Below are 21,219 nucleotides of genomic sequence, written 5' to 3' on the forward strand. Positions count from 1 at the left end.
AACCATGGGGCGGGGCCCTCCACAAGCCTTTTCGAGGACGACAATGAACGCATTCAAGCCGCTGGTTTTCTCGGGCGTCCAGCCGACCGGCAATCTGCATCTCGGCAACTATCTCGGCGCGATCCGCAAGTTCGTGGCGCTGCAGGAAGATAACGACTGCATCTATTGCGTCGTCGACATGCATGCCATCACCGCCCAGCTCGTTCACTCCGACCTGAAGGCGCAGACTCGCTCGATTGCGGCCGCCTTCATCGCAGCCGGTATCGACCCCGTGAAGCACATCGTCTTCAACCAGTCGGCCGTGCCGCAACATGCGGAACTGGCATGGGTGTTCAACTGCGTGGCGCGCATCGGCTGGATGGAGCGTATGACGCAGTTCAAGGACAAGTCCGGCAAGAATGCCGAGCAGGTCTCGCTCGGTCTGCTCGCCTATCCGAGCCTGATGGCCGCCGACATTCTCGTCTATCGCGCCACCCATGTTCCGGTCGGCGACGACCAGAAGCAGCATCTGGAACTCGCACGCGACATCGCCCAGAAATTCAACATCGATTTCAGCGATCATATCCGCAAGGCGGGGCTTGGGCTCGATATCACGGTCGGCGATGAGCCGGTGCACGCCTATTTCCCGATGGTGGCACCCCTGATCGGCGGTCCGGCACCGCGTGTGATGTCGTTGAAGGACGGCACCAAGAAGATGTCGAAGTCCGATCCCTCCGATCTGTCGCGCATTAACCTCATGGATGATGTCGATGCGATTTCGAAGAAGATCAGGAAGGCAAAGACCGATCCGGACGCGCTGCCGAGCGAAGTGGAAGGCCTGAAAGGCCGTGCCGAAGCCGAAAACCTCGTCGGCATCTATGCCGCCCTGTCCGACAGGACCAAGGCCGATGTGCTCTCGGAATTCGGCGGACAGCAGTTCTCGGCCTTCAAGCCGGCCCTCGTCGAGCTTGCCGTCAATGTCCTGGCACCGGTCAATAATGAGATGCGCCGTCTTCTCGATGACCCGACCCATATCGACGCCATCCTCAGCCAAGGTGGCGAGCGGGCGCGTGCCATCGCCGAAAAGACGATGAACGAGGTGCGCGATATCATCGGCTTCCTGCGCTGACAGGTCGCTGCTGCGCGGATGCGGTGGGCGGTTTGCGCCTGCCGTGATTTGATATAATCTCCGCCCGAACCGTCGGGCGGTTTCTCGGATCACGGCGGACCTAGGGAGTGCAGAATGGTTTCAAAACGGCTGTCGCGTCTGGAAGGGCATCGTCGCAAGTTTCTCGCTGTTATCGATGACACACCGGAATGCGAAAGGGCCGTGCACTATGCCGGTCGTCGCGCCAAGAATTCCAATGGCGGGCTTGTGCTGCTTTACATGATCCCGGAAGGCGACTTCCAGCAATGGCTTGGTGTCGAGCAGATCATGCGGGCGGAAGCGCGGGAGGAGGCGGAAGCCACACTCGCCAAGATCGCCCAGAAGGTTCGTGAGACCATCGGCATCGAGCCCGAAGCTGTCATTCGTGAAGGCAGCGCCACCGAGCAGATCCACGGGCTGATCGAGGAAGACCGCGATATCGCGATTCTCGTTCTGGCGGCGGGATCGACTAAAGAAGGGCCGGGACCGCTCGTTTCCTCCATTGCCGGGCGAGGGGCAGCCTTCCCGATCCCCGTCACCGTGCTGCCGGATACGTTATCGGACGAGGAAATCGACGCACTCTGCTGACCCCGGGGCTCAGGCAAGATTTAGGGGCTGACGATTTCTTGAATGTAATTATCATGTCAGGGCTTGAAGTGAAGCTTCGCCGGGCGTATTTTTTGGAAGAATTCTAAATTACGGGGCGTGAACGGCGACCTCGAAGGAGAAGACGATGTTCATTCAGACGGAAGCCACGCCGAACCCCACCACGCTGAAGTTCCTGCCGGGCAAGGTGGTGCTGGAAAGCGGGACGGTGGAGTTTCTCAATCCTTCGCAGGCGCAGGCTTCGCCCCTGGCGGAGCGCCTCTTCACCATTCCGGGGGTTACCGGCGTTTATTTCGGTTTCGATTTCATCACCGTCACCAAGGACGGCGCGGAATGGCAGCACCTGAAGCCGGCCATTCTGGGCGCGATCATGGAGCACTTCATGTCTGGCCGCCCGATCATGGGTACGGCTATTGCGGCCGAAGTGTCGGATGAAGAAGGCGAGTTCTTCGAAGAGGGTGACGAAACCATCGTCGCGACCATCAAGGAACTGCTGGATACCCGCGTTCGCCCCGCCGTGGCGCAGGATGGCGGCGACATCACCTTCCGTGGTTTCCGCGACGGGACGGTGTTCCTGAACATGAAGGGCGCCTGCTCGGGCTGCCCGTCCTCCACCGCCACGCTGAAGCATGGCGTTCAGAACCTGCTTCGCCATTTCGTGCCGGAAGTGCGCGAAGTCGAAGCGGTATAATGCTGTAAAGCCAGGTCATGATTGTTCTCGCACTCGACACCTCAGGTGTGGATTGTTCCGCCTGCATCTATGACAGCATCTCAGACAGGGTGCTCGGAGAGGTCTGCGAAACGATCGGCAAGGGCCATGCCGAAAGACTAATGGCCGTGATCGACGGGGCTCTGGAGCAGGCGCAACTGTCGCTCCGGAATGTCGAACGCATTGCCGTGACGATCGGGCCGGGGTCTTTCACCGGTATCCGTGTCGGTGTTGCTGCTGCGCGTGGTTTTGCCCTGTCGCTCGGCATTGAAGCAATGGGCGTGACCACGCTCGAGACGCTTGCCCTGCATCACCTGCTGGAAAACCCCGACCGGCCCGTGGCTGTCGGGCTGGATGCCAAGCGCGGCGAAACCTATCTCCAGACATTTTCGGCTGACGGATCGCCGCTTCGCGATGCCGGCCTCCTGTCGCTTGAAGAAGCCAGGCTGGTCATCGACAGTTTCGATGGCGCCGTCATCGGTTCCGCTGCACCCCTTTTCGCGGGCGCGGAGACCGGTTCGGGGCCGGATCATTTCCCGATTGCCTCGGTGGCGCGCGCGGCCGCACGCAAGCCGGCGGGCCAGCCGAAACCCGCGCCGCTTTATCTGCGCGGGCCGGACGCCCGGCCACAGACTGGTTTTGCGCTGGCACGTCAGGGCGTTGCCTGATAGGGCAAGCCTTGATGCATGCCGTTGATTCCCGTGATGCCCGATTTTTGTGATGCCTGATTTTTGTGATGTTTGACGACTATCTGACCTGGAAACCCTATTTCGAGATCGTGCCGATGCAGCATGAGGATTGCGCCGCGGTGTCGGATTTGCATGCCTTGCGCTTCCCGCGCCCGTGGAACGACGGGGAGTTCTCCGGACTATTGACGCAAGGGTCGGTTTTCGGCGCCGTCGCACGCCAGACCAACGCATTTTTCAGCAAGCCGCTTGGCGGTTTCGTGCTGGCGCGGGAAGTGGCGGGCGAGGCGGAAATCCTCACCGTTGCCGTGGCCGACAAGTTCGCACGCGCGGGTCTCGGCTGGCGTCTGATGCAGTCGGCGATCCGCGAGGCGATGATGCGTGGCGCTGAAACCATGTTTCTCGAGGTGGACAATAAGAATGTTTCCGCTCTCGGGCTCTACAGGAAGCTCGGCTTCAAAACCGTCGCGGAACGCAAGGCCTATTACACCGCCAAGGATGGAACGAAGTCGACGGCGCTTGTCATGCGTCGCGATCTTCGCTAGTTCCCTGCGACAGGCATTTTTTCGGCGAAAGCCGCAAACCGGAATTCTCAAAAGGCCAGAAGACGTGACAGACCTTTCGAAAACGCTGGAGGAGCTTTGTGCCGAGCGCGGCATGCGGATGACCGACCAACGCCGCGTCATCGCCCGTGTCCTTCAGGAATCTGCGGACCACCCCGATGTCGAGGAGCTTTACCGCCGTTCCTCCGCCGTCGATCCGCGCATCTCGATTTCCACCGTTTATAGAACGGTGAAGCTGTTCGAGGATGCCGGCATCATCGAGCGTCACGATTTTCGCGATGGCCGCTCGCGTTATGAAACCGTGCCCGAAGAGCATCACGATCATCTGATCGACCTGAAGAACGGTGTGGTCATCGAATTTCATTCGGCCGAGATCGAGGCCCTGCAGGAAAAGATCGCCCGCGAACACGGCTTCAAGCTCGTGGATCACCGGCTGGAACTTTACGGCGTGCCATTGAAGCCCGGCGAACACTGAGACGCCGGTGAACAAGCGGGCGTTCCCATCATGATGTGGCTGCGGACAGCCTATATTGCGGTCGTTCTCCTGATCGTCACGCTCGTCTTGCTGCCGCTGCAATTGCTGGGCCTTGCCTTCGACTGGCGGCTTCGCCGCCGCATTCCGCGCCTCTGGCACCGCATCGCCTGCCATGTTCTCGGCATCCGCGTTCACGTCCACGGGGATGTGGAGCGCGCGAAACCGTTGATGCTGGCGGTCAATCACGCCTCGTGGAAAGACATCCTCGTTTTGGGCAGCATTGCCGACGTGGTATTCATCGCCAAGACGGAGGTGCGTGACTGGCCGGTTTTCGGCTGGCTTGCCCGGCTGCAGAAAAGCATCTTCGTGCAGCGCGAGCAGAAGCGCAGCACCGGCGCGCAGGTGAGCGAGATCGCCAGCCGCATGGCCGATGGCGAGATTGTCGTCCTGTTCCCCGAAGGGACCACCTCGGATGGCAACCGCATGCTCGCCGTCAAATCCTCGTTGTTCGGCGCGGCTTCCACTGCGGCTGAACAGGTTCCGGGCAAGCTGGTGTATGTGCAGCCGGTCGCTATCGCCTATACGCGGGTGCATGGCATGGCCATGGGTCGTTACCACCGCGTCATTGCCGCCTGGCCGGGCAGCATCACGCTCGTGCCGCATCTGCTCGGCATCATCAGGGCCGGTGCCATTGATGTCGACGTGACATTCGGTGACAGCGTTGCGTTTCACAGCGCTGACAACCGCAAGCGACTGGCGACCGATGTTGCCGCCGCTATCCGCTCCATGCTGGCCTTCAGCCTGCGCGGCGGCTGGCGGAATTCGTGAGATCGTAGCTTTTCCGGCATTTTTCTGTTTAATCTGGCCGGGAAAAACACTAGATAGCCGCCATGACCCAGGAAACGCTTGGCCTTGACGCCACACCCATGATCGCCCCCGAGGGCTCGAACAACCGCAAGGTTTTCATCAAGACCTATGGCTGTCAGATGAATGTCTACGATTCCGTCCGCATGAGCGATGCGCTTGCGAAGGATGGTTACGTTCAGACGGAGGATATGGGCGAGGCGGATCTGGTTCTACTGAACACCTGTCATATCCGCGAAAAGGCGGCTGAAAAGGTCTATTCGGCGCTCGGCCGCCTGCGTGACATGAAAAAATCCCGCGAAGAGCAGGGCCGCGAATTCATGATTGGCGTTGCCGGTTGCGTGGCACAGGCGGAAGGCGAGGAAATCCTGCGCCGTGCGCCTGCCGTCGATGTCGTCATCGGCCCGCAGACCTATCATCGCCTGCCGGATGCGCTGAAGCGCGTACGCGGCGGCGAGCGCGTCATCGAAACCGAATACGCCGTCGAAGACAAGTTCGAGCATCTTCCGGTCGCCGAAAAGGCGACGCTGCGCACGCGCGGTGTCACGGCGTTTCTGACGGTGCAGGAAGGCTGCGACAAGTTCTGCACCTTCTGTGTCGTGCCCTATACGCGCGGTTCGGAAGTCTCGCGCCCCGTGCGCCAGATCGTCGATGAAGCGATGAAGCTCGTCGATGCCGGCGTGCGCGAAATCACACTGCTCGGCCAGAACGTGAATGCCTGGCAGGGCGAAGGCCCGAAGGGCGAGAAATGGGGCCTTGCCGAATTGCTGTATCGGCTGGCGGAAATTCCCGGGCTTGCGCGGCTTCGCTATACCACCAGCCATCCGCGCGACATGGATGACCGCCTGATCGGCGCGCATCGCGATCTGCGTATCCTCATGCCCTATCTACACCTGCCGGTGCAGTCCGGTTCAGACCGCATTCTGAAAGCGATGAACCGCCGCCATACGGGTGAGGAATATATCCAGCTTATCGAAAAAATCCGCGCCGCCCGCCCTGATATTGCCATGTCGGGGGACTTTATTGTCGGTTTCCCCGGTGAGACGGATCGCGATTTCGAAGATACGATGGCGATGGTCGAGACGGTAAAATACGCGCAGGCCTTCTCGTTCAAATATTCCACCCGTCCCGGCACGCCGGGTGCCGATCTCACGGATCAGGTTGCGGAAGACGTGAAGGCTGAGCGGCTGGAGAGATTGCAGGCGCTGTTGCTGCGGCAGCAGAAGGAATTTGCGGAATCGCTGGTCGGAAAAACCATGGATGTGCTGCTGGAAAAGCCCGGCCGCATGCATGAGCAGTTGATAGGTCGCTCTCCTTGGCTGCAATCCGTGAATCTTGATGCAAAGACGTTGAAAATCGGTGACATTGTTAATGTACGAATCACCGCAACGGGTCCAAACAGCTTGTTTGCCGAGGTGGCAGGGAGTTAGAGTGGGGAGCCGACACTGATTGGGACAGGAGCCTGACCGCTTGAACGCACACGAATTGGTATCAAATTCATCGCGCCAGCCACGCCAAGCCGCGACCGACGCCAATCACTTCGTCCTCACGTTCGAGAATAACAGGATAGCGGGAGAGCTATTCGGTCAGTTCGATCAGAACCTGAAGCTCCTGGAGCAGCGCCTCAATATCGACGCCCGCCCGCGCGGCAATTCCGTTGCCATCACCGGCGATATGGTTGCTACCAACCAGGCCCGCCGGGCGCTGGATTTCCTTTACGAGCGCCTGCTCAAGGGCGGCACCGCCGAGGTTTCCGACGTGGAAGGCGCGATCCGCATGGCCATGGCCGCAGACGACCAGCTGACCTTGCCGACCATGGAGCGCAAGGCGAAGATTTCCATGGCGCAGATTTCCACCCGCAAGAAGACCATTGCTGCCCGCACCCCGACGCAGGATGTCTATATGCGGGCACTGGAACAGTCCGAGCTGGTTTTCGGCGTCGGTCCCGCCGGCACCGGCAAGACCTATCTGGCAGTGGCGCATGCGGCGCAGCTGCTGGAGCGCGGCGCGGTCGACCGCATCATCCTCTCACGCCCCGCCGTCGAGGCAGGCGAGCGTCTGGGCTTCCTGCCCGGCGACATGAAGGAAAAGGTCGATCCGTATCTGCGCCCGCTTTATGACGCGCTTTATGACATGATGCCGGGTGACAAGGTGGAGCGCGCCATTCAGGCGGGCGTCATCGAAATCGCGCCGCTGGCCTTCATGCGCGGACGCACGCTCGCCAACGCCGCCGTCATTCTGGACGAAGCCCAAAACACCACGACGATGCAGATGAAGATGTTCCTGACCCGTCTTGGCGAAAACGGCCGCATGATCGTGACCGGTGACCCGAGCCAGGTGGATTTGCCGCGCGGCGTGAAATCCGGTCTTGTCGAGGCCCTGCAAATCCTCACCGATGTCGAAGGCGTGTCCGTCGTCCGCTTCAAGGATGTCGACGTCGTGCGTCATCCGATGGTGGCGCGCATCGTCCGGGCTTACGAATCCCACACGGCCGTGCCGGACGAAAGCCTCGTGAAGGGCGACTGACGCAAAGACAATGACAGCTCTGGATATTCAAATCAGCGTCGCGGCCGAAGGCTGGTCCTCGGAAGAGGACCTGCTTGCCTTTGCAACCAAAGTGCTGGATGCGGCGGTTGAGTTTTTGAAGCGGGAAGAGGAGCAACCCTTCCCGAAAATGCCCGTGGAACTTTCGCTGGTCTTCACCGACGATGAAAATATCCGGGAAATCAACGCCGAGTGGCGCGACAAGGACAAGGCGACCAATGTCTTGTCTTTCCCCGCTTTTCCGCTGGAACCGGGCGGAATGCCGGGCCCGATGCTGGGCGATATCGTCATCGCGCGCGAGACGGTTGAACGCGAGGCTCTTGAACTTGAGAAGAGTTTCGAGGATCATCTGACCCATCTTCTCGTCCACGGGTTCCTCCATTTGTTCGGTTATGACCACATGGACGAGGAAGAAGCGGAAGAAATGGAGTCGCTTGAGACTCGCATTTTGGCGGTGCTTGGCCTATCTGATCCCTACGCGGGTCAGGAACCGCTTTAAATATTGTCTGGAGCCATGAACGAACATTCTGCACGACCTGCCAATGAGGGCAGAGAAAACGGCGAGCAGTCCTCTTCGGAGGAGGGCAGTAGTCACTTACGTCACGACTACAATGCCAAGCCGAAATCAACCATCTGGTCACGCATCGCACGGTTGCTGAAACCATCCCAGGGTGAACGCCTGCGCGAGGATCTGACCGATGCACTGATGGACGACACCGAAATCGGTGCGGCCTTTTCGCCTGAAGAACGGGCGATGCTGAACAATATCCTCCGTTTCCGTGAGATCAGGGTCGAAGATATCATGATCCCGCGGGTCGATATCGATGGTCTCGACCAGAACATGACGATCGGCGACGCGCTGATCCTCTTCGAGGAAACCGGGCGCTCCCGCATGCCGGTCTACGATGAGACGCTGGATAACCCGAAGGGTATGATCCACATTCGCGATCTGCTGGCCTATGTCGCCAAGCAGGCGCGCAACAAGCGCCGCGCCGGATCGCGAAGCGTCGCTTATGGCGAGGTGAAGGCGCCGCGCTCACCGCGGCCGAATTTCGATCTGGCTCGGGTGGATCTTGAGCAGACGGTCGCCGATGCCGGGCTGGTGCGCAAAATTCTATTCGCACCGCCCTCGATGCTCGCTTCCGATCTCTTGAAGACGATGCAGGCGCAGAGAACACAGCTTGCACTTGTTATCGACGAATATGGCGGCACGGACGGCCTCGTCAGCCACGAGGATATCGTCGAGATGGTCGTAGGTGATATCGACGACGAGCACGACAAGGACGAGGCGATGTTCTCGCGCCTTTCCGCCGATGTGCTTGTTGCCGATGCGCGCGCGGAACTTACCGAACTTGCCGAGGTGATCGGGCCGGAATTCGACGTGCGCGAACATCTCGAAGAAATCGACACGCTTGGCGGCCTCATCTTCTTCGCACTCGGCCGCATTCCGGCCAAGGGCGAGGTGGTTCGGGCAGTGCCCGGTTTCGAGTTCCAGATTCTCGATGCGGATAGCCGGCGCATCAAGGGCGTTCGTATCGCCCGGGATCATGGCTCCGAAGGTGAGGATGACCGCGCTCCGGGCGAAGCCAACGGGGTCATTGCGCTGCCCGCGCCGGATGTTCGCCTCATCACGCACCAGCACAACGCCGATTAGGAAAGGTGACGGGGATGCCCCGTCACCTCCGCCACGCAGCAATTTGACAGGCCGGAGCGGCCAAAAGGCCGCACGGCGTTCCGGTCGTCATCCCTCCTGTGGACTGCGAATCTTTTTTCCTTTACGTCGAGTCTGAGGGGAAATTCCGTGGCTGCGGGCTTTTCCACACGCGCATAAACGGAGATGGCATGGAGCGTCTTGCAGGCAAGGTAATGCTGGCCGGCGGCATGAGCCGCGCAGTGATGGCGATTGCTGCAGGTGCGGTCGGGGCGCTTGCCTTGCCTCCATTCGGCTTTTTCGCGGCGCTATTTCTGTCTTTTACCCTGCTCGTCTGGCTCGTGGACGGCTGCACGGGAAAGCCCGGCGGCGGCCTCTTCAGCCGTATTCTGCCGGCTTTCGGCATAGGCTGGTGTTTCGGGCTTGGTTATTTCGTGGCCGGCCTGTGGTGGCTGGGCAATGCGCTTCTGCTGGAGGCTGATGAATTCGCCTGGGCACTGCCACTTGCCATCCTCGGTCTGCCGGCGTTTCTGGCGCTGTTTTACGGTTTTGCGGTTGCCGCCGCCAATCTCCTCTGGTCGGATGGCCTTGGCCGCATCGCGGCGCTTGCCGCCGCCTTCGGCCTTTCGGAATGGCTGCGCAGTTTTCTGGCGACCGGCTTTCCCTGGAACGCCATCGGTTACGGCATCATGCCCATCCCGATCATGATGCAGTCAGCGCATCTGCTCGGTCTTTTCAGTATCACGACGCTGGCGGTTTTCATCTTCGCTGCACCGGCGCTGATCGGTACGAAAAAAGGCATGGGACCGGGGCTGGCGCTGGCGGGTCTGCTGCTGGCCGCCCACTTCGGTTATGGCTTTTATCGCTTGCAGACGCCGGCGGAGATCCCGGCGGACGCCCTGACGGTGAGGATCGTTCAGCCTTCCATCGATCAGTCCCGCAAGATGTTGAACGACGACCGCGCCGAGATTTTCAGCGAGCATCTGCGGCTGACGGCCCTGCCGCCGGGCGCAGGGAAAAAACGCCCTGATATCATCGTCTGGCCGGAAACCTCCGTCCCGTTCATCCTGACGCAAAACCCGGATGCTCTGGCGGAAATCGCCAGAACGCTGGAGGATGGACAGGTGCTGTTCACCGGCGCTGTCAGAATGGAAGATCAGGGGGCCGGCCGACCGCCGCGTTATTATAATTCGGTCTATGCGATCGACAGCCAGGGCGAGATCATCGGTGCGACCGACAAGGTGCATCTGACCCCCTTCGGCGAATATGTCCCCTTTGAAGGCATCCTGCGGGAATTCGGTATCGACAATGTCATTGCCCTGCCGGGAGGTTTTTCCGCGGCCTCTTCGCGTACGCCGCTCACGCTGCCTTCGGGCAAGACCTTCTATCCATTGATCTGTTACGAGATCATTTTCCCGGGCGAGATGACGCCCGGGCTGGCCGGCTCGGCCGCCATCCTGAACGTGACGAATGATGGCTGGTTCGGTGATACGCCCGGCCCCTATCAGCATTTTCTGCAGGCGAGAGTACGGGCCGTTGAGACGGGCGTGCCGGTGATTCGCGGCGCCAATACCGGAATTTCTGCCGTCATCGATCCCTATGGCCGCATTATTGCAGGGCTGGACTACGGTCGGGTCGGAATTGTTGACGCCACTTTGAGTGGTGGGTCAAACGACGCATTTACCTACGACACACATCGGACGTATTTCTGGTTGATTTTTTCCATCTTGATAATCGTCGCGGTATTGCCTGCGTGGAGTTTTGCGCGGCGCCAGAATTGACCGCGAACCCCCACAATTGCATAGTGAATACGTCAGTCGTAAAACAAGTTTAGCCGTTGTCGAAATACCGGCTCATTTCTTCGAATAGTACTGAAGCGAGATATCAACCCTTTCCGAGTGTCAGGACCGCATGATGACCGAGAATAAGAAAAAGCCTAACCCCATCGACATTCATGTCGGAAGCCGAATTCGCCTTCGCAGAACCATGCTCGGAATGAGTCAGGAGAAGCTGGGTGAAAGTCTTGGAATTACCTTTCAGCAAATCCAGAAATATGAAAAAGGCACCAACCGCGTCGGCGCCAGCCGCCTGCAGAATATTTCCGGGATCCTCAATGTACCGGTTTCCTTTTTTTTCGAAGATGCGCCCGGCGATCAGGTCGGCGGTACGACCGGCATGGCGGAAGCGTCGAGCTCCAATTACGTGGTCGACTTTCTGTCCTCGGCTGAAGGTTTGCAGCTGAACCGCGCATTCGTGAAGATCGCCGACCCCAAGGTTCGCCGTCGCCTCGTTGATCTCGTCAAGGCGCTCGCCGCCGAGGGCGATGCCGAGTAGAGCCTGGTCCGCACAGCGCAGAAAATTTCCGGCATGGGATGCCGGGCACTCAACGGTCCGCAAGGACCGTTTTTTTGTACGGGATTGGAAAGGAATTCTCACATAAAGATATATTTATGTGGTTGTGTCCTTGTTTTTCGCGGCTGAAATGACTAACAAACTCCAAGACCGTTCTTTGAGGGGAATCCCGCATGCGTGCCAATTACCTGTTCACCAGCGAGTCCGTGGCCGAGGGTCATCCGGACAAGGTTTGTGATCGTATTTCTGATGAAATCGTGGATCTTATTTATCGTGAAGCGTCCAAGACGGGTGTCGATCCCTGGACCGTGCGCATCGCATGTGAAACGCTTGCGACGACCAACCGCGTTATTATTGCCGGTGAGGTTCGGGTTCCCGATACGCTTCTGAAAAAGGACAAGGACGGCAAGATCATCAAGGACGCCGCCGGCCATCCGGTCATCAACCCTTCGAAGTTCAAGTCCGCCGCCCGCAAGGCGATCCGTGACATCGGCTACGAGCAGGATGGTTTCCACTGGAAGACCGCCAAGATCGACGTTCTCCTGCACCCGCAGTCGGCAGATATCGCACAGGGCGTGGACAACGCCTCTGACAAGCAGGGCGACGAGGGCGCCGGCGACCAGGGCATCATGTTCGGTTACGCCTGCAAGGAAACGCCGGATCTGATGCCGGCGCCGATCTATTATTCTCACCGTATCCTCCAGCTGCTCGCCACCGCCCGCAAGAGCGGCGAAGGCGAAGCGGCGAAACTTGGCCCCGACGCCAAGAGCCAGGTGACGGTTCGTTACGTCGACGGCAAGGCTTCGGAAGCCGTATCCATCGTTCTGTCCACGCAGCATCTCGATGCAAGCTGGGATTCGAAGAAGGTTCGCGCCGTTGTCGAGCCCTATATCCGCGAAGCTCTGGGCGACCTGAAGATCGCCGACGATTGCCAGTGGTATATCAATCCGACTGGTAAGTTCGTCATCGGCGGTCCCGATGGTGATGCGGGCCTCACCGGCCGCAAGATCATCGTCGATACCTATGGCGGCGCTGCCCCCCATGGTGGTGGTGCATTCTCCGGCAAGGACACGACCAAGGTTGACCGTTCCGCCGCCTATGCCGCCCGCTATCTTGCCAAGAACGTCGTGGCTGCCGGCCTTGCCGAGCGTTGCACAATCCAGATTTCCTACGCGATCGGCATCGCCCAGCCCCTGTCGATCTATGTCGATCTGCATGGCACCGGCAAGGTCAGCGAAGATCAGGTCGAGAACGCGATCCGTAAGGTCATGGACCTTTCGCCGTCGGGTATCCGCCGTCATCTCGATCTCAACAAGCCGATCTACGCCAAGACGTCCTCATACGGCCATTTCGGCCGCAAGGCGGGCCGTGACGGCTCTTTCTCCTGGGAGAAGCTCGATCTGGTGAAGCCGCTTAAGGAAGCTTTGAGCGCCTAACACTTGTTATTTGACGGCGATTGAGAGATACCGTCACCAACTTTTGTAACCCGCACAATGCCTCATGTGGCGCTGTGCGGGTTAAATCTATTTGTTCTTGAGAGTATGAGATGACGGAAGAACGGCGTTCGCGCGCAACGGAAGCGTTTTTTGGCAGACGCAAGGGCAAGCCCCTGCGCAATCAGCAAGTCGATACGATCGAGAACCTGCTGCCTTTGCTGAAAATCGATCTGGAAAGCGCTCCGCCGCAAAATCTCGCCGCTCTTTTTCCGGCGGATGTGCGATCGATCCGTCTGGAGATCGGTTTCGGCGGCGGCGAACATCTCGCCCACCGCGCGGTTGAGAACCCAGAGACGGGTTTCATTGGGGTCGAGCCCTTCGTTAACTCCATGGCCAAACTGCTTGCCACCGTGCGCGAACGCGAGCTGATGAATATCCGGCTCTATGACGATGACGCGACGCAGCTGCTCGACTGGCTGCCAGAGGGGTCGATCGATCACATCGATCTGCTTTATCCCGATCCGTGGCCAAAGAAGAAACACTGGAAGCGCCGCTTTGTCTCGGACGTCAATCTCGCCCGTTTCCATCGCGTGTTGAAACCCGGCGGCAAATTCTGCTTTGCGTCGGATATCGATACATACGTCAACTGGACGCTGCAGCATTGCGCCCGGCATGGCGGTTTTGAATGGACGGCGACGAGCGCTGACGACTGGCGCACGCCCTACGCCAACTGGCCGGGCACGCGTTACGAAAACAAGGCGAAAAGAGAAGGCCGCAGCTCGGCCTATCTCACCTTCATCCGTCGCTGAGCGGTTGATCCCTCAGAGGGCCGCATCCACTTCCGCTGCCAGCGGAATGGAAGGCTGGGCACCGGCGCGCGTGCAGGCGAGCGAGCCTGCAACGGCGGCACGCTTCAGCGCCCTTTCGAAATCCATCCCCTGATCGAGGCTGGCAGCGAGATAACCGCAGAAGGTATCGCCCGCACCAACCGTATCGACCGGCTCGATCTTGAGGCCGGAAGCCCTGTAGACCTTGCCGTTGCGCATGGCGATCACGCCGTCCGCCCCAAGCGTCACGATCAATGTCTGGCCGGTCCTGTCGTGAAGGGTCTTGAGTTCGTTTTCCCGCTCGACGCTGGAGAGGCCATTCTTGCCGATCAGCAGCTCGAACTCGGTTTCATTGGCGATGACGATATCGGCAAGGCCAGCAAGACGCGGACCGTCTGCGGTCAGCGGCGCTGTGTTGATGACGGTGGTGATGCGCTTTGCCTTGGCGGCCGTTAACGCCGCTTCGATGGCTGCAGCCGGTATCTCGAACTGCAGCATCAGAATATCACCCGCGGCCATGTCGGATACGGTCTTTGCGGCATCGGAGGCGGAGACCTCGCCATTGGCGGCGGGAATGACCGAAATCATGTTCTCTCCGCCTTCACCGATCAGGATCACCGCCGTTCCCGTCGGGCCGGGCGCAGTCTTGACCAGAGACAGGTCGGTGCCAGCATCACGCAGTAATGTCAGCGCCGGTGCGGCAAAAGTATCATCGCCCGCAGCCCCTGCCATCTTGACTGCGGCGCCTGCACGCCGTGCGGCCAGCGCCTGATTGGCTCCCTTGCCGCCGGCGGCCGTGGAGAATGTCTCTCCCGTTACGGTTTCACCGGGCTTGGGCAGGCGTTTGGCGGTCGCGACGAGGTCCATGTTGATGGAGCCGAAAACAGTAATCATGGGGCGCTGGGTCCATATGAAATTTGAGCAAGGCGGCGACTTTGCCCGAGACGATCACTCGTCGTCAACTACCCGCAATTTGGCCGCACCGGCTCTGTTTTCGGCAAAGCGGCGCGCCTGCTCGATTTCACCATGCGGGGCGTCTTTTTCCGTTGGCGAGAAATCAAGTCCTTCGATCTTCTGGCCGCGTGCCAGCACCTTGTCCGAGGAGATGAGCATCATGTCGACGTCCTTCTGCGCCAGCCCGAAATGGGCCTGCAGCTTGCGCGTCCGGTCGTCCAGCCGCCGCACATCGTCCATCAGAAGGGCAACTTCACCCTGGATGAGATGCGCCTGCTCCCGCATGCGCTGATCCTTCAGCACGGACTGGATGACCTGCACCGACAGCATCAGAAGCGATGGCGAAACGATGACGACACGGGCGCGGTGAGCGCGCTGCACCAGATATTCGAAATGCTGGTGGATATCGGCGAAGATCGATTCGGACGGCACGAAGATGAAGGCGGTATCCTGTGTTTCGCCACGGATGAGGTATTTCTCGGCCACATCGCGAATATGCACTTCCATATCACGGCGGAACTGCTGAACGGCGGCACGTTTGGTTTCCGGTGTCTCATCCGCCTTGATGGCGTTCCATGCCTCCAGCGGAAATTTCGCGTCGATGACGAGCGGCGGCGCATTGTTCGGCATCTTGATGGTGCAGTCCGGCCGGTAACCGTTCGAAAGCGTCGGCTGAAGCTGGAAAGCGCCGGCGGGAAGGGCATCGGCGATCAGAATTTCCATGCGTGCCTGTCCAAAGGCGCCGCGCGTCTGCTTGTTGGAAAGGATGGCCTGCAGTCCGACCACGTCCTTGGCCAGATCCTGAATATTGCCCTGCGCGGCGTCGATGACCGCGAGGCGCTCCTGCAGTCGGCTCAGATTTTCATGGGTCGACCGGGTCTGTTCCGTCAGTGTTTCGCCAATGCGCTGCGACATGCCGTCGAGGCGCTGGTTGAGCGTCTGGCTCATCTCGGTCTGGCGGGTGCCGAGCGTTTCCGCCATGGCCGCGATACGGCCATGCAGTTCGGACTGTGTTTTCAGAAGATCGGAGATTTCACCGTCGGCTCCCGCTTTTTTCACGCGGTTTGTCGTGACCAGCCAGGTTGTGACCAGACCGAAAACCAGAGCCGCGAGCAGCGCGCCGAAGCTGATATCGACGGAGCCGGCCCGCAGCGCGGGATCAAGGAGAACGGAGAAATCTATACTCATGATTAAATCTAGCAGATTTCCAGTGATTCGGAAGATCAAAACAAGAACATTCCTGTGGCGGAAATGAGTCGGGCGGGGTGGATGCCCGAGGCGATTTGAACCTCGTGTTTTTTATTTCCTCCGCGCAAGAGATACGTTATGGGAAGCCATGACCATCAAACCGCTTATCATTTTGCCCGATCCCGTGCTGCGCCAGCAATCGAAGCCCATCGAAAAGGTGGATGCAGAGGTTCTGCGTCTTGCCGACGACATGCTCGAAACCATGTATGACGCGCCGGGTATCGGTCTTGCCGCTATCCAGATCGGCGTGGCGCGCCGCATGCTGGTGATCGACGTTGCGCGTGAAGGCGAGGAAAAGACCCCGATCGTCTTCATCAACCCGGAAATCCTCAAGGTGTCGGACGATGTCTCGACCTATGAGGAAGGCTGCCTCTCCATTCCCGACTACTACGCCGAGGTCGAGCGTCCCGCCTCGCTCACGGTGCAATATGTCGGCCGTGACGGCAAGCAGCAGACGGTCGAGGCGGATGGTCTGCTCGCGACCTGCCTGCAGCACGAGATCGATCACCTCAATGGTGTTCTGTTCATCGACCATATTTCGCGGCTGAAGCGCGACATGGTCATCAAGAAATTCACGAAAGCGGCCCGCGCAAAGATCTGATCCGTCCTCTCTGGACCGGAATGGACGACAGGGCAGGGGGCGACAATGGCTCTTCGCATCATATTTATGGGCACACCGGATTTTTCCGTTCCCACATTGCGTGCATTGGTGGAGGCGGGCCACGAGGTTGTCGCTGTCTACACCCAGCCGCCGCGTCCCGGCGGCCGCCGTGGTCTCGATCTGCAGAAGTCACCGGTGCATCAGGCTGCCGAATTGCTGGGGCTCCCGGTGTTTACGCCCGTGAATTTCAAGGCTGAGGAAGATCGTCAGCAGTTCCGGGAATTCAATGCTGATGTGGCGGTTGTCGTGGCTTACGGGCTGCTGCTGCCCGAAGCGATCCTCTCCGGTACGCGTCTCGGCTGTTACAATGGTCATGCCTCGCTACTGCCGCGCTGGCGCGGTGCTGCTCCCATCCAGCGGGCGATCATGGCCGGCGACCCCGAAACCGGCATGATGGTCATGAAAATGGAAAAGGGGCTCGATACCGGTCCCGTCGCGCTGACCGCGAAAGTCGCGATCGGCGATAACATGACGGCCGGCGAGCTGCATGACAGTCTGATGCTAACAGGCGCGCGGTTGATGCGGCAGGCGATGGAAAAGCTGGAAGCAGATGACCTGCCGCTCGTCACACAGGCGGAAGAGGGTGTTCTCTATGCCGCGAAGATCGACAAGGGCGAGACTCGCGTCGATTTTTCTCGGCCCTCGCAGGATGTGCATAATCACATTCGCGGCCTTTCGCCGTTTCCCGGCGCATGGCTGGAAATGGACATCGGCGGCAAGACGGAGCGCGTGAAGGTTCTCGCCTCCGAACTGGCAAGCGGCATGGGAGAAGCGGGCGCAGCGCTCGACGATGCTCTGACCATTGCCTGCGGCAGCGGGGCCGTGCGGCTCACCCGCCTGCAAAAGGCGGGCGGCAAACCGATGTCGGCGGCTGATTTCGTTCGTGGCACCCCCGTTCCGGCCACAACGAGGCTCGGCTGATGCCGCGTTTCCGCATGACCGTCGAATATGACGGCACGCCCTATTATGGCTGGCAGAGACAGGATAACGGCCCCTCGGTTCAGGGTGCGCTGGAGGCTGCGGTTCGCTCGCTGACGGGAGAGAGCGTCTCCATTCGCGGCGCCGGCCGCACCGATTCCGGTGTGCATGCCGTCGGGCAGGTTGTCCATGTCGATCTTTTGCGCGACTGGGAGCCCTACAAGCTTCGCAACGCGCTCAATGCGCATCTCGCCATGGCGGGCGAAGCCGTGGCCGTTCTCGACGCCGCTTCCGTGACCGAGGATTTCGACGCCCGTTTTTCCGCCCTTCGTCGGCACTATCTCTACCGCATCATTTGCCGCAAGGCCCGGCTGGCGCTGGAGCACAAGCGGGCATGGTGGGTGTCGAAGGATCTCGACCATGAGCGCATGCATGAAGCCGCCCAGATGCTCGTCGGCCGGCATGATTTCACCACCTTCCGCTCGGTCCATTGCCAGGCGAACAGCCCCGTGCGCACGCTCGACCGGCTGGATGTGACGCGCAATGGCGATCTCATCGAGATACGCGCGACGGCGCAGAGCTTCCTTCATAACCAGATCCGCTCTTTCGCCGGCACGCTGAAACTGGCGGGCGAGGGCACGATGACGCCGCAGGACGTGCGTGCCGCACTGGAGGCACGGGACCGCAAGGCCTGCGGCCCTGTCGCACCGCCGGACGGTCTTTATTTCATGCAGGTCGATTATCCCGACGTCATTCCGCCGCGCCGGCGCCCCGAAGTCGACATGACCGAGGATGCGGACTGACGTTTAAGCTGTGCCAGTTCTCAGGCGGGATAGACACCGAGAAAACGCTGCAGCGCTTCCGATAGAAGCATGCCCGGCACCAGCAGCGTCATGACGATGGCCGAGACGAGCAGCGACTGATCGCGGATGAAGAACCGCACGATCCGCGAGAAGGCGAAGACCAGCGATAGAAGCAGTGCCAGCCAGAGAACGGCGATCAGTCCTTGCAGCGGCGGCAGGAAGAACGCGATCAGGATCAGAACCGCATAGGCATAGGAAAATGGCAGCGACAGCCAGTTCATGGTGGTGACGAGCGGCGCGAATTTTTCCCGAGCGCCGAAGGCGTATAGTAGCATGCCGATCAAAAGCAGCGGCACGATCCAGCAGATGGCCTCAACCATCGCCAGACGGAAGAAGAAGATGAACCCCGTTCCGGTGCCGGGCGGATAGCTGGCGAGGAAGGCAGCACGCAGCCACAGCCAGGAAACCAGCATGGCGGGCAGGCACCAGAGGGCGGAATAGAAGGATCGCCACATGCCGCGCTCGGAGAGATCAAGATAACGCGCACCATTGTGGTCACCCAGCAGCAGAAGCCACAGGCCGGTCAGATAGAGCCTTATTTCACTTGCCGTCGGCATGGGCGAACCAGCGTTCGATAAAGGTCTCGTAAATGCGCGTCAGCGTTTCGAGATCGGCAACGGCCACGCGTTCATCGACCATATGCATGGTCTGCCCGACGAGGCCGAATTCCACGACAGGGCAATAATCCTTGATGAAGCGTGCATCGGATGTGCCGCCGGTGGTCGAAAGCTTCGGTTCCCTGCCGGTAACGGCTTCAACCGCGCCTGAGAGCGACGAGATAAGCGCATTGTTCCGCGTCAGGAAGACATGCGACGGGCGGTCGGCCCAGACGATCTCATATTTCACCGGTGCGCGGTCGGGGCGAAGCTCACCTTCGGCCGCGGCGGCGTCGAGGCGGCGGATGATCTCCGCGCGCAGGCTTTCTGCTGTCCAGGTGTCGTTGAAACGGATGTTGAAGGCCGCTGTCGCCCGCGCCGGGATCACATTGGTGGCGGCGTTGCCGGTGTCGACGGTCGTCACTTCCAGATTGGATGGCTGGAAATCATCCGTGCCGTGATCGAAGGGTGGATGCATCAGCGCATGGGTAAGCTGCAGCAGGCCGCGAATGGGGTTGTCGGCGAGATGCGGATAAGCGGCATGGCCCTGAACGCCATGGACGGTGATGCGGCCGGAAAGCGAACCCCGGCGACCGATCTTGATCATGTCGCCAAGCTGGTCGGGATTGGTCGGCTCGCCCACCACACAGGCGTCCCACGTCTCGCCCCTGGCGGCGGCCCATTCCAGCAGCTTGGAGGTGCCGTTGATCGACGGGCCTTCCTCGTCTCCGGTGATCAGGAAGGAAACGGAACCCTGCGGCTCGCCGTGTTTTTCGACATGGCGGGCGATGGCGGCGACGAAACAGGCGATGCCGCCTTTCATGTCCACTGCACCGCGACCGAACATTTCGCCACCGGCGATTTCAGCCGAAAAGGGCGGATGGCTCCACGCCGCCTCGTCGCCCACGGGAACGACATCCGTATGGCCCGCAAACATCAGATGCGGACCCTCGGTGCCGAGCCGGGCATAGAGGTTTTCCACGTCAGGCGTTCCCGCCTCGCTCGCCACCATCCTGTCCACCGCAAAGCCGAGCGGTGAAAGCAGGCTATCGAGCAGGGAAAGCGCGCCGCCTTCGGCAGGCGTCACCGAAGGGCAACGGATGAGGGCGGCGAGATTGGCAACGGGATCGGTCGTGGTCATGGCAGTCGCTTTATATCAGTCGCGCAGAAGCTCGTTGATGCCGGTCTTGGAGCGGGTCTTTTCATCGACGCGCTTGACGATCACGGCGCAATAGAGGCTCGGGCCCGGCTCGCCGTTGGGGAAAGGCTTGCCCGGCATGGTGCCGGCAACGACGACGGAATAGGGCGGCACTTCGCCATAGGTGATCTCGCCGGTGGCGCGATCGACGATCTTGGTGGACTTGCCGATGAAGACGCCCATGCCGAGAACCGCGCCTTCGCGCACGATGCAGCCTTCCACGACTTCCGAACGGGCGCCGATGAAGCAATTATCCTCGATGATCGTCGGGCCCGCCTGCAGCGGTTCCAGAACGCCGCCAATGCCGACGCCGCCGGAGAGATGCACGTTCTTGCCGATCTGTGCGCAGGAGCCGACAGTCGCCCAGGTGTCGACCATCGTGCCTTCATCGACATAGGCGCCGAGATTGACGAAGGAGGGCATCAGCACCACGTTCTTGGCCACATAGGCGGAGCGGCGGACGACGGCGTTCGGCACGGCGCGGAAACCGGCGGCGCGGAACTGGTTTTCACCCCAGTTTTCGAACTTCGACGGCACCTTGTCCCACCAGGTGGATTCGCCCGGTCCGCCGGTCACGATCTCCATGTCGTTCAGACGGAAGGAGAGGAGCACGGCCTTTTTCAGCCACTGGTTCACCTTCCAGTTTCCATCCGCCTGCTTCTCAGCAACGCGTGCCTTGCCGCTATCGAGAAGTTGAAGAGATGTGTCCACGGCGTCGCGAACCTCGCCCTTCGTCGATACGTTCACGCTATCGCGGTTGTCGAACGCCGTTTCGATGATGGTTTCGAGGGAGGTGAGATCCGTAAGGCTCATGGAAAATTCCTTAAAGTCGCGTGGTGTTCATGGTCACGGATGGTACCGCGCCGCTGGAAGGCTTTGGTCATTTGATCTAAGGGAGTGTTGGAAAGGCGTCAATGTGATTTGGGTGATTTGGCGCGTCAG

23 protein-coding genes are annotated in these 21,219 nt (G+C 60.1%); 18 read left to right on the top strand and 5 right to left on the bottom strand.

Annotation, left to right across the window (positions count from 1 at the left end; translation table 11 throughout):
* Positions 1–43: 43 nt before the first annotated feature.
* The 15 genes from trpS to trmB all read left to right on the top strand — a co-directional run bounded on the left by trpS (position 44) and on the right by trmB (position 13,821).
* Positions 44–1,108, top strand: coding sequence for a tryptophan--tRNA ligase (trpS, locus tag MRBLRC7O_RS00125; RefSeq protein ID WP_080865765.1), 1,065 nt, complete (start codon positions 44–46; stop codon positions 1,106–1,108).
* 114 nt (positions 1,109–1,222) lie between these two features.
* Positions 1,223–1,714 carry a universal stress protein gene (locus MRBLRC7O_RS00130; protein WP_003503758.1) on the top strand — a complete coding sequence of 164 codons (492 nt, stop codon included), beginning with the start codon at positions 1,223–1,225 and terminating at the stop codon, positions 1,712–1,714.
* 145 nt (positions 1,715–1,859) lie between these two features.
* Positions 1,860–2,423, top strand: a complete 564-nt coding sequence (locus MRBLRC7O_RS00135; protein WP_003503755.1) for a NifU family protein — start codon at positions 1,860–1,862, stop codon at positions 2,421–2,423.
* A gap of 17 nt (positions 2,424–2,440) precedes the next feature.
* Entirely contained in the window at positions 2,441–3,109 is a 669-nt protein-coding gene (gene tsaB, locus MRBLRC7O_RS00140) for a tRNA (adenosine(37)-N6)-threonylcarbamoyltransferase complex dimerization subunit type 1 TsaB (protein ID WP_003503753.1), read from the top strand.
* Positions 3,110–3,177: 68 nt separating this feature from the next.
* Positions 3,178–3,672, top strand: a complete 495-nt coding sequence (locus tag MRBLRC7O_RS00145; protein WP_003503751.1) for a GNAT family N-acetyltransferase — start codon at positions 3,178–3,180, stop codon at positions 3,670–3,672.
* A 64-nt stretch (positions 3,673–3,736) separates the two neighbouring features.
* Positions 3,737–4,165: a Fur family transcriptional regulator gene (locus MRBLRC7O_RS00150; protein WP_003503749.1), complete on the top strand. Its 429-nt coding sequence runs from the start codon at positions 3,737–3,739 to the stop codon at positions 4,163–4,165.
* A 30-nt stretch (positions 4,166–4,195) separates the two neighbouring features.
* Entirely contained in the window at positions 4,196–4,993 is a 798-nt protein-coding gene (olsA, locus tag MRBLRC7O_RS00155) for a lyso-ornithine lipid O-acyltransferase (protein ID WP_003503748.1), read from the top strand.
* 62 nt (positions 4,994–5,055) lie between these two features.
* Positions 5,056–6,459, top strand: coding sequence for a tRNA (N6-isopentenyl adenosine(37)-C2)-methylthiotransferase MiaB (gene miaB, locus MRBLRC7O_RS00160; protein WP_003503745.1), 1,404 nt, complete (start codon positions 5,056–5,058; stop codon positions 6,457–6,459).
* Between the two features lie 40 nt (positions 6,460–6,499).
* Positions 6,500–7,555, top strand: coding sequence for a PhoH family protein (locus MRBLRC7O_RS00165; RefSeq protein WP_003503744.1), 1,056 nt, complete (start codon positions 6,500–6,502; stop codon positions 7,553–7,555).
* 10 nt (positions 7,556–7,565) lie between these two features.
* On the top strand, positions 7,566–8,072 hold the full coding sequence (gene ybeY, locus MRBLRC7O_RS00170) for an rRNA maturation RNase YbeY (protein WP_080865767.1): 507 nt from the start codon (positions 7,566–7,568) through the stop codon (positions 8,070–8,072).
* Positions 8,073–8,087: 15 nt separating this feature from the next.
* Entirely contained in the window at positions 8,088–9,227 is a 1,140-nt protein-coding gene (locus MRBLRC7O_RS00175) for a hemolysin family protein (protein ID WP_035212583.1), read from the top strand.
* A 188-nt stretch (positions 9,228–9,415) separates the two neighbouring features.
* Positions 9,416–11,005: an apolipoprotein N-acyltransferase gene (gene lnt / locus MRBLRC7O_RS00180; protein ID WP_080865768.1), complete on the top strand. Its 1,590-nt coding sequence runs from the start codon at positions 9,416–9,418 to the stop codon at positions 11,003–11,005.
* 133 nt (positions 11,006–11,138) lie between these two features.
* Positions 11,139–11,558: a helix-turn-helix domain-containing protein gene (locus MRBLRC7O_RS00185; protein WP_003503735.1), complete on the top strand. Its 420-nt coding sequence runs from the start codon at positions 11,139–11,141 to the stop codon at positions 11,556–11,558.
* A 191-nt stretch (positions 11,559–11,749) separates the two neighbouring features.
* Positions 11,750–13,012, top strand: a complete 1,263-nt coding sequence (gene metK, locus MRBLRC7O_RS00190) for a methionine adenosyltransferase (RefSeq protein WP_003503733.1) — start codon at positions 11,750–11,752, stop codon at positions 13,010–13,012.
* A 110-nt stretch (positions 13,013–13,122) separates the two neighbouring features.
* Positions 13,123–13,821 (top strand): tRNA (guanosine(46)-N7)-methyltransferase TrmB, encoded by a 699-nt coding sequence (gene trmB / locus MRBLRC7O_RS00195; RefSeq protein WP_003503731.1) that lies wholly within the window; start codon positions 13,123–13,125, stop codon positions 13,819–13,821.
* A gap of 12 nt (positions 13,822–13,833) precedes the next feature.
* Here the strand turns inward: trmB and MRBLRC7O_RS00200 are convergent, their stop codons facing one another.
* A complete protein-coding gene (locus MRBLRC7O_RS00200; protein ID WP_003503729.1) occupies positions 13,834–14,733 on the bottom strand; it encodes a ribokinase in 900 nt (299 codons plus the stop codon).
* Between the two features lie 54 nt (positions 14,734–14,787).
* On the bottom strand, positions 14,788–15,981 hold the full coding sequence (locus tag MRBLRC7O_RS00205; protein ID WP_003503726.1) for a DNA recombination protein RmuC: 1,194 nt from the start codon (positions 15,979–15,981) through the stop codon (positions 14,788–14,790).
* 148 nt (positions 15,982–16,129) lie between these two features.
* Here MRBLRC7O_RS00205 and def point away from each other — a divergent pair, with 148 nt between their 5' ends.
* From def to truA, 3 genes are read left to right on the top strand one after another with little or no spacing between them, the layout of a single operon-like run.
* Positions 16,130–16,642, top strand: coding sequence for a peptide deformylase (def, locus tag MRBLRC7O_RS00210; protein ID WP_003503724.1), 513 nt, complete (start codon positions 16,130–16,132; stop codon positions 16,640–16,642).
* 45 nt (positions 16,643–16,687) lie between these two features.
* Complete coding sequence (gene fmt / locus MRBLRC7O_RS00215; protein WP_020811935.1) at positions 16,688–17,623, top strand: methionyl-tRNA formyltransferase; 936 nt, start codon at positions 16,688–16,690, stop codon at positions 17,621–17,623.
* On the top strand, positions 17,623–18,423 hold the full coding sequence (truA, locus tag MRBLRC7O_RS00220) for a tRNA pseudouridine(38-40) synthase TruA (protein ID WP_080865770.1): 801 nt from the start codon (positions 17,623–17,625) through the stop codon (positions 18,421–18,423). Before fmt ends, truA begins: the two co-directional genes overlap by 1 nt.
* 20 nt (positions 18,424–18,443) lie before the next feature.
* Here truA and MRBLRC7O_RS00225 read toward each other — a convergent pair whose 3' ends face one another.
* From MRBLRC7O_RS00225 to dapD, 3 genes are read right to left on the bottom strand one after another with little or no spacing between them, the layout of a single operon-like run.
* Positions 18,444–19,040 (bottom strand): hypothetical protein, encoded by a 597-nt coding sequence (locus MRBLRC7O_RS00225; protein WP_003503718.1) that lies wholly within the window; start codon positions 19,038–19,040, stop codon positions 18,444–18,446.
* Positions 19,024–20,220, bottom strand: coding sequence for a succinyl-diaminopimelate desuccinylase (gene dapE, locus MRBLRC7O_RS00230; RefSeq protein WP_080865771.1), 1,197 nt, complete (start codon positions 20,218–20,220; stop codon positions 19,024–19,026). The genes MRBLRC7O_RS00225 and dapE overlap by 17 nt, the downstream gene beginning before the upstream one ends.
* Before the next feature lie 15 nt (positions 20,221–20,235).
* Entirely contained in the window at positions 20,236–21,090 is an 855-nt protein-coding gene (gene dapD / locus MRBLRC7O_RS00235) for a 2,3,4,5-tetrahydropyridine-2,6-dicarboxylate N-succinyltransferase (RefSeq protein WP_003503714.1), read from the bottom strand.
* Between the last annotated feature and the right edge of the window lie 129 nt (positions 21,091–21,219).

The sequence above is a fragment of the Agrobacterium radiobacter genome (assembly GCF_040801995.1).
In the GTDB taxonomy this organism is placed as follows: Bacteria; Pseudomonadota; Alphaproteobacteria; order Rhizobiales; family Rhizobiaceae; genus Agrobacterium; species Agrobacterium radiobacter.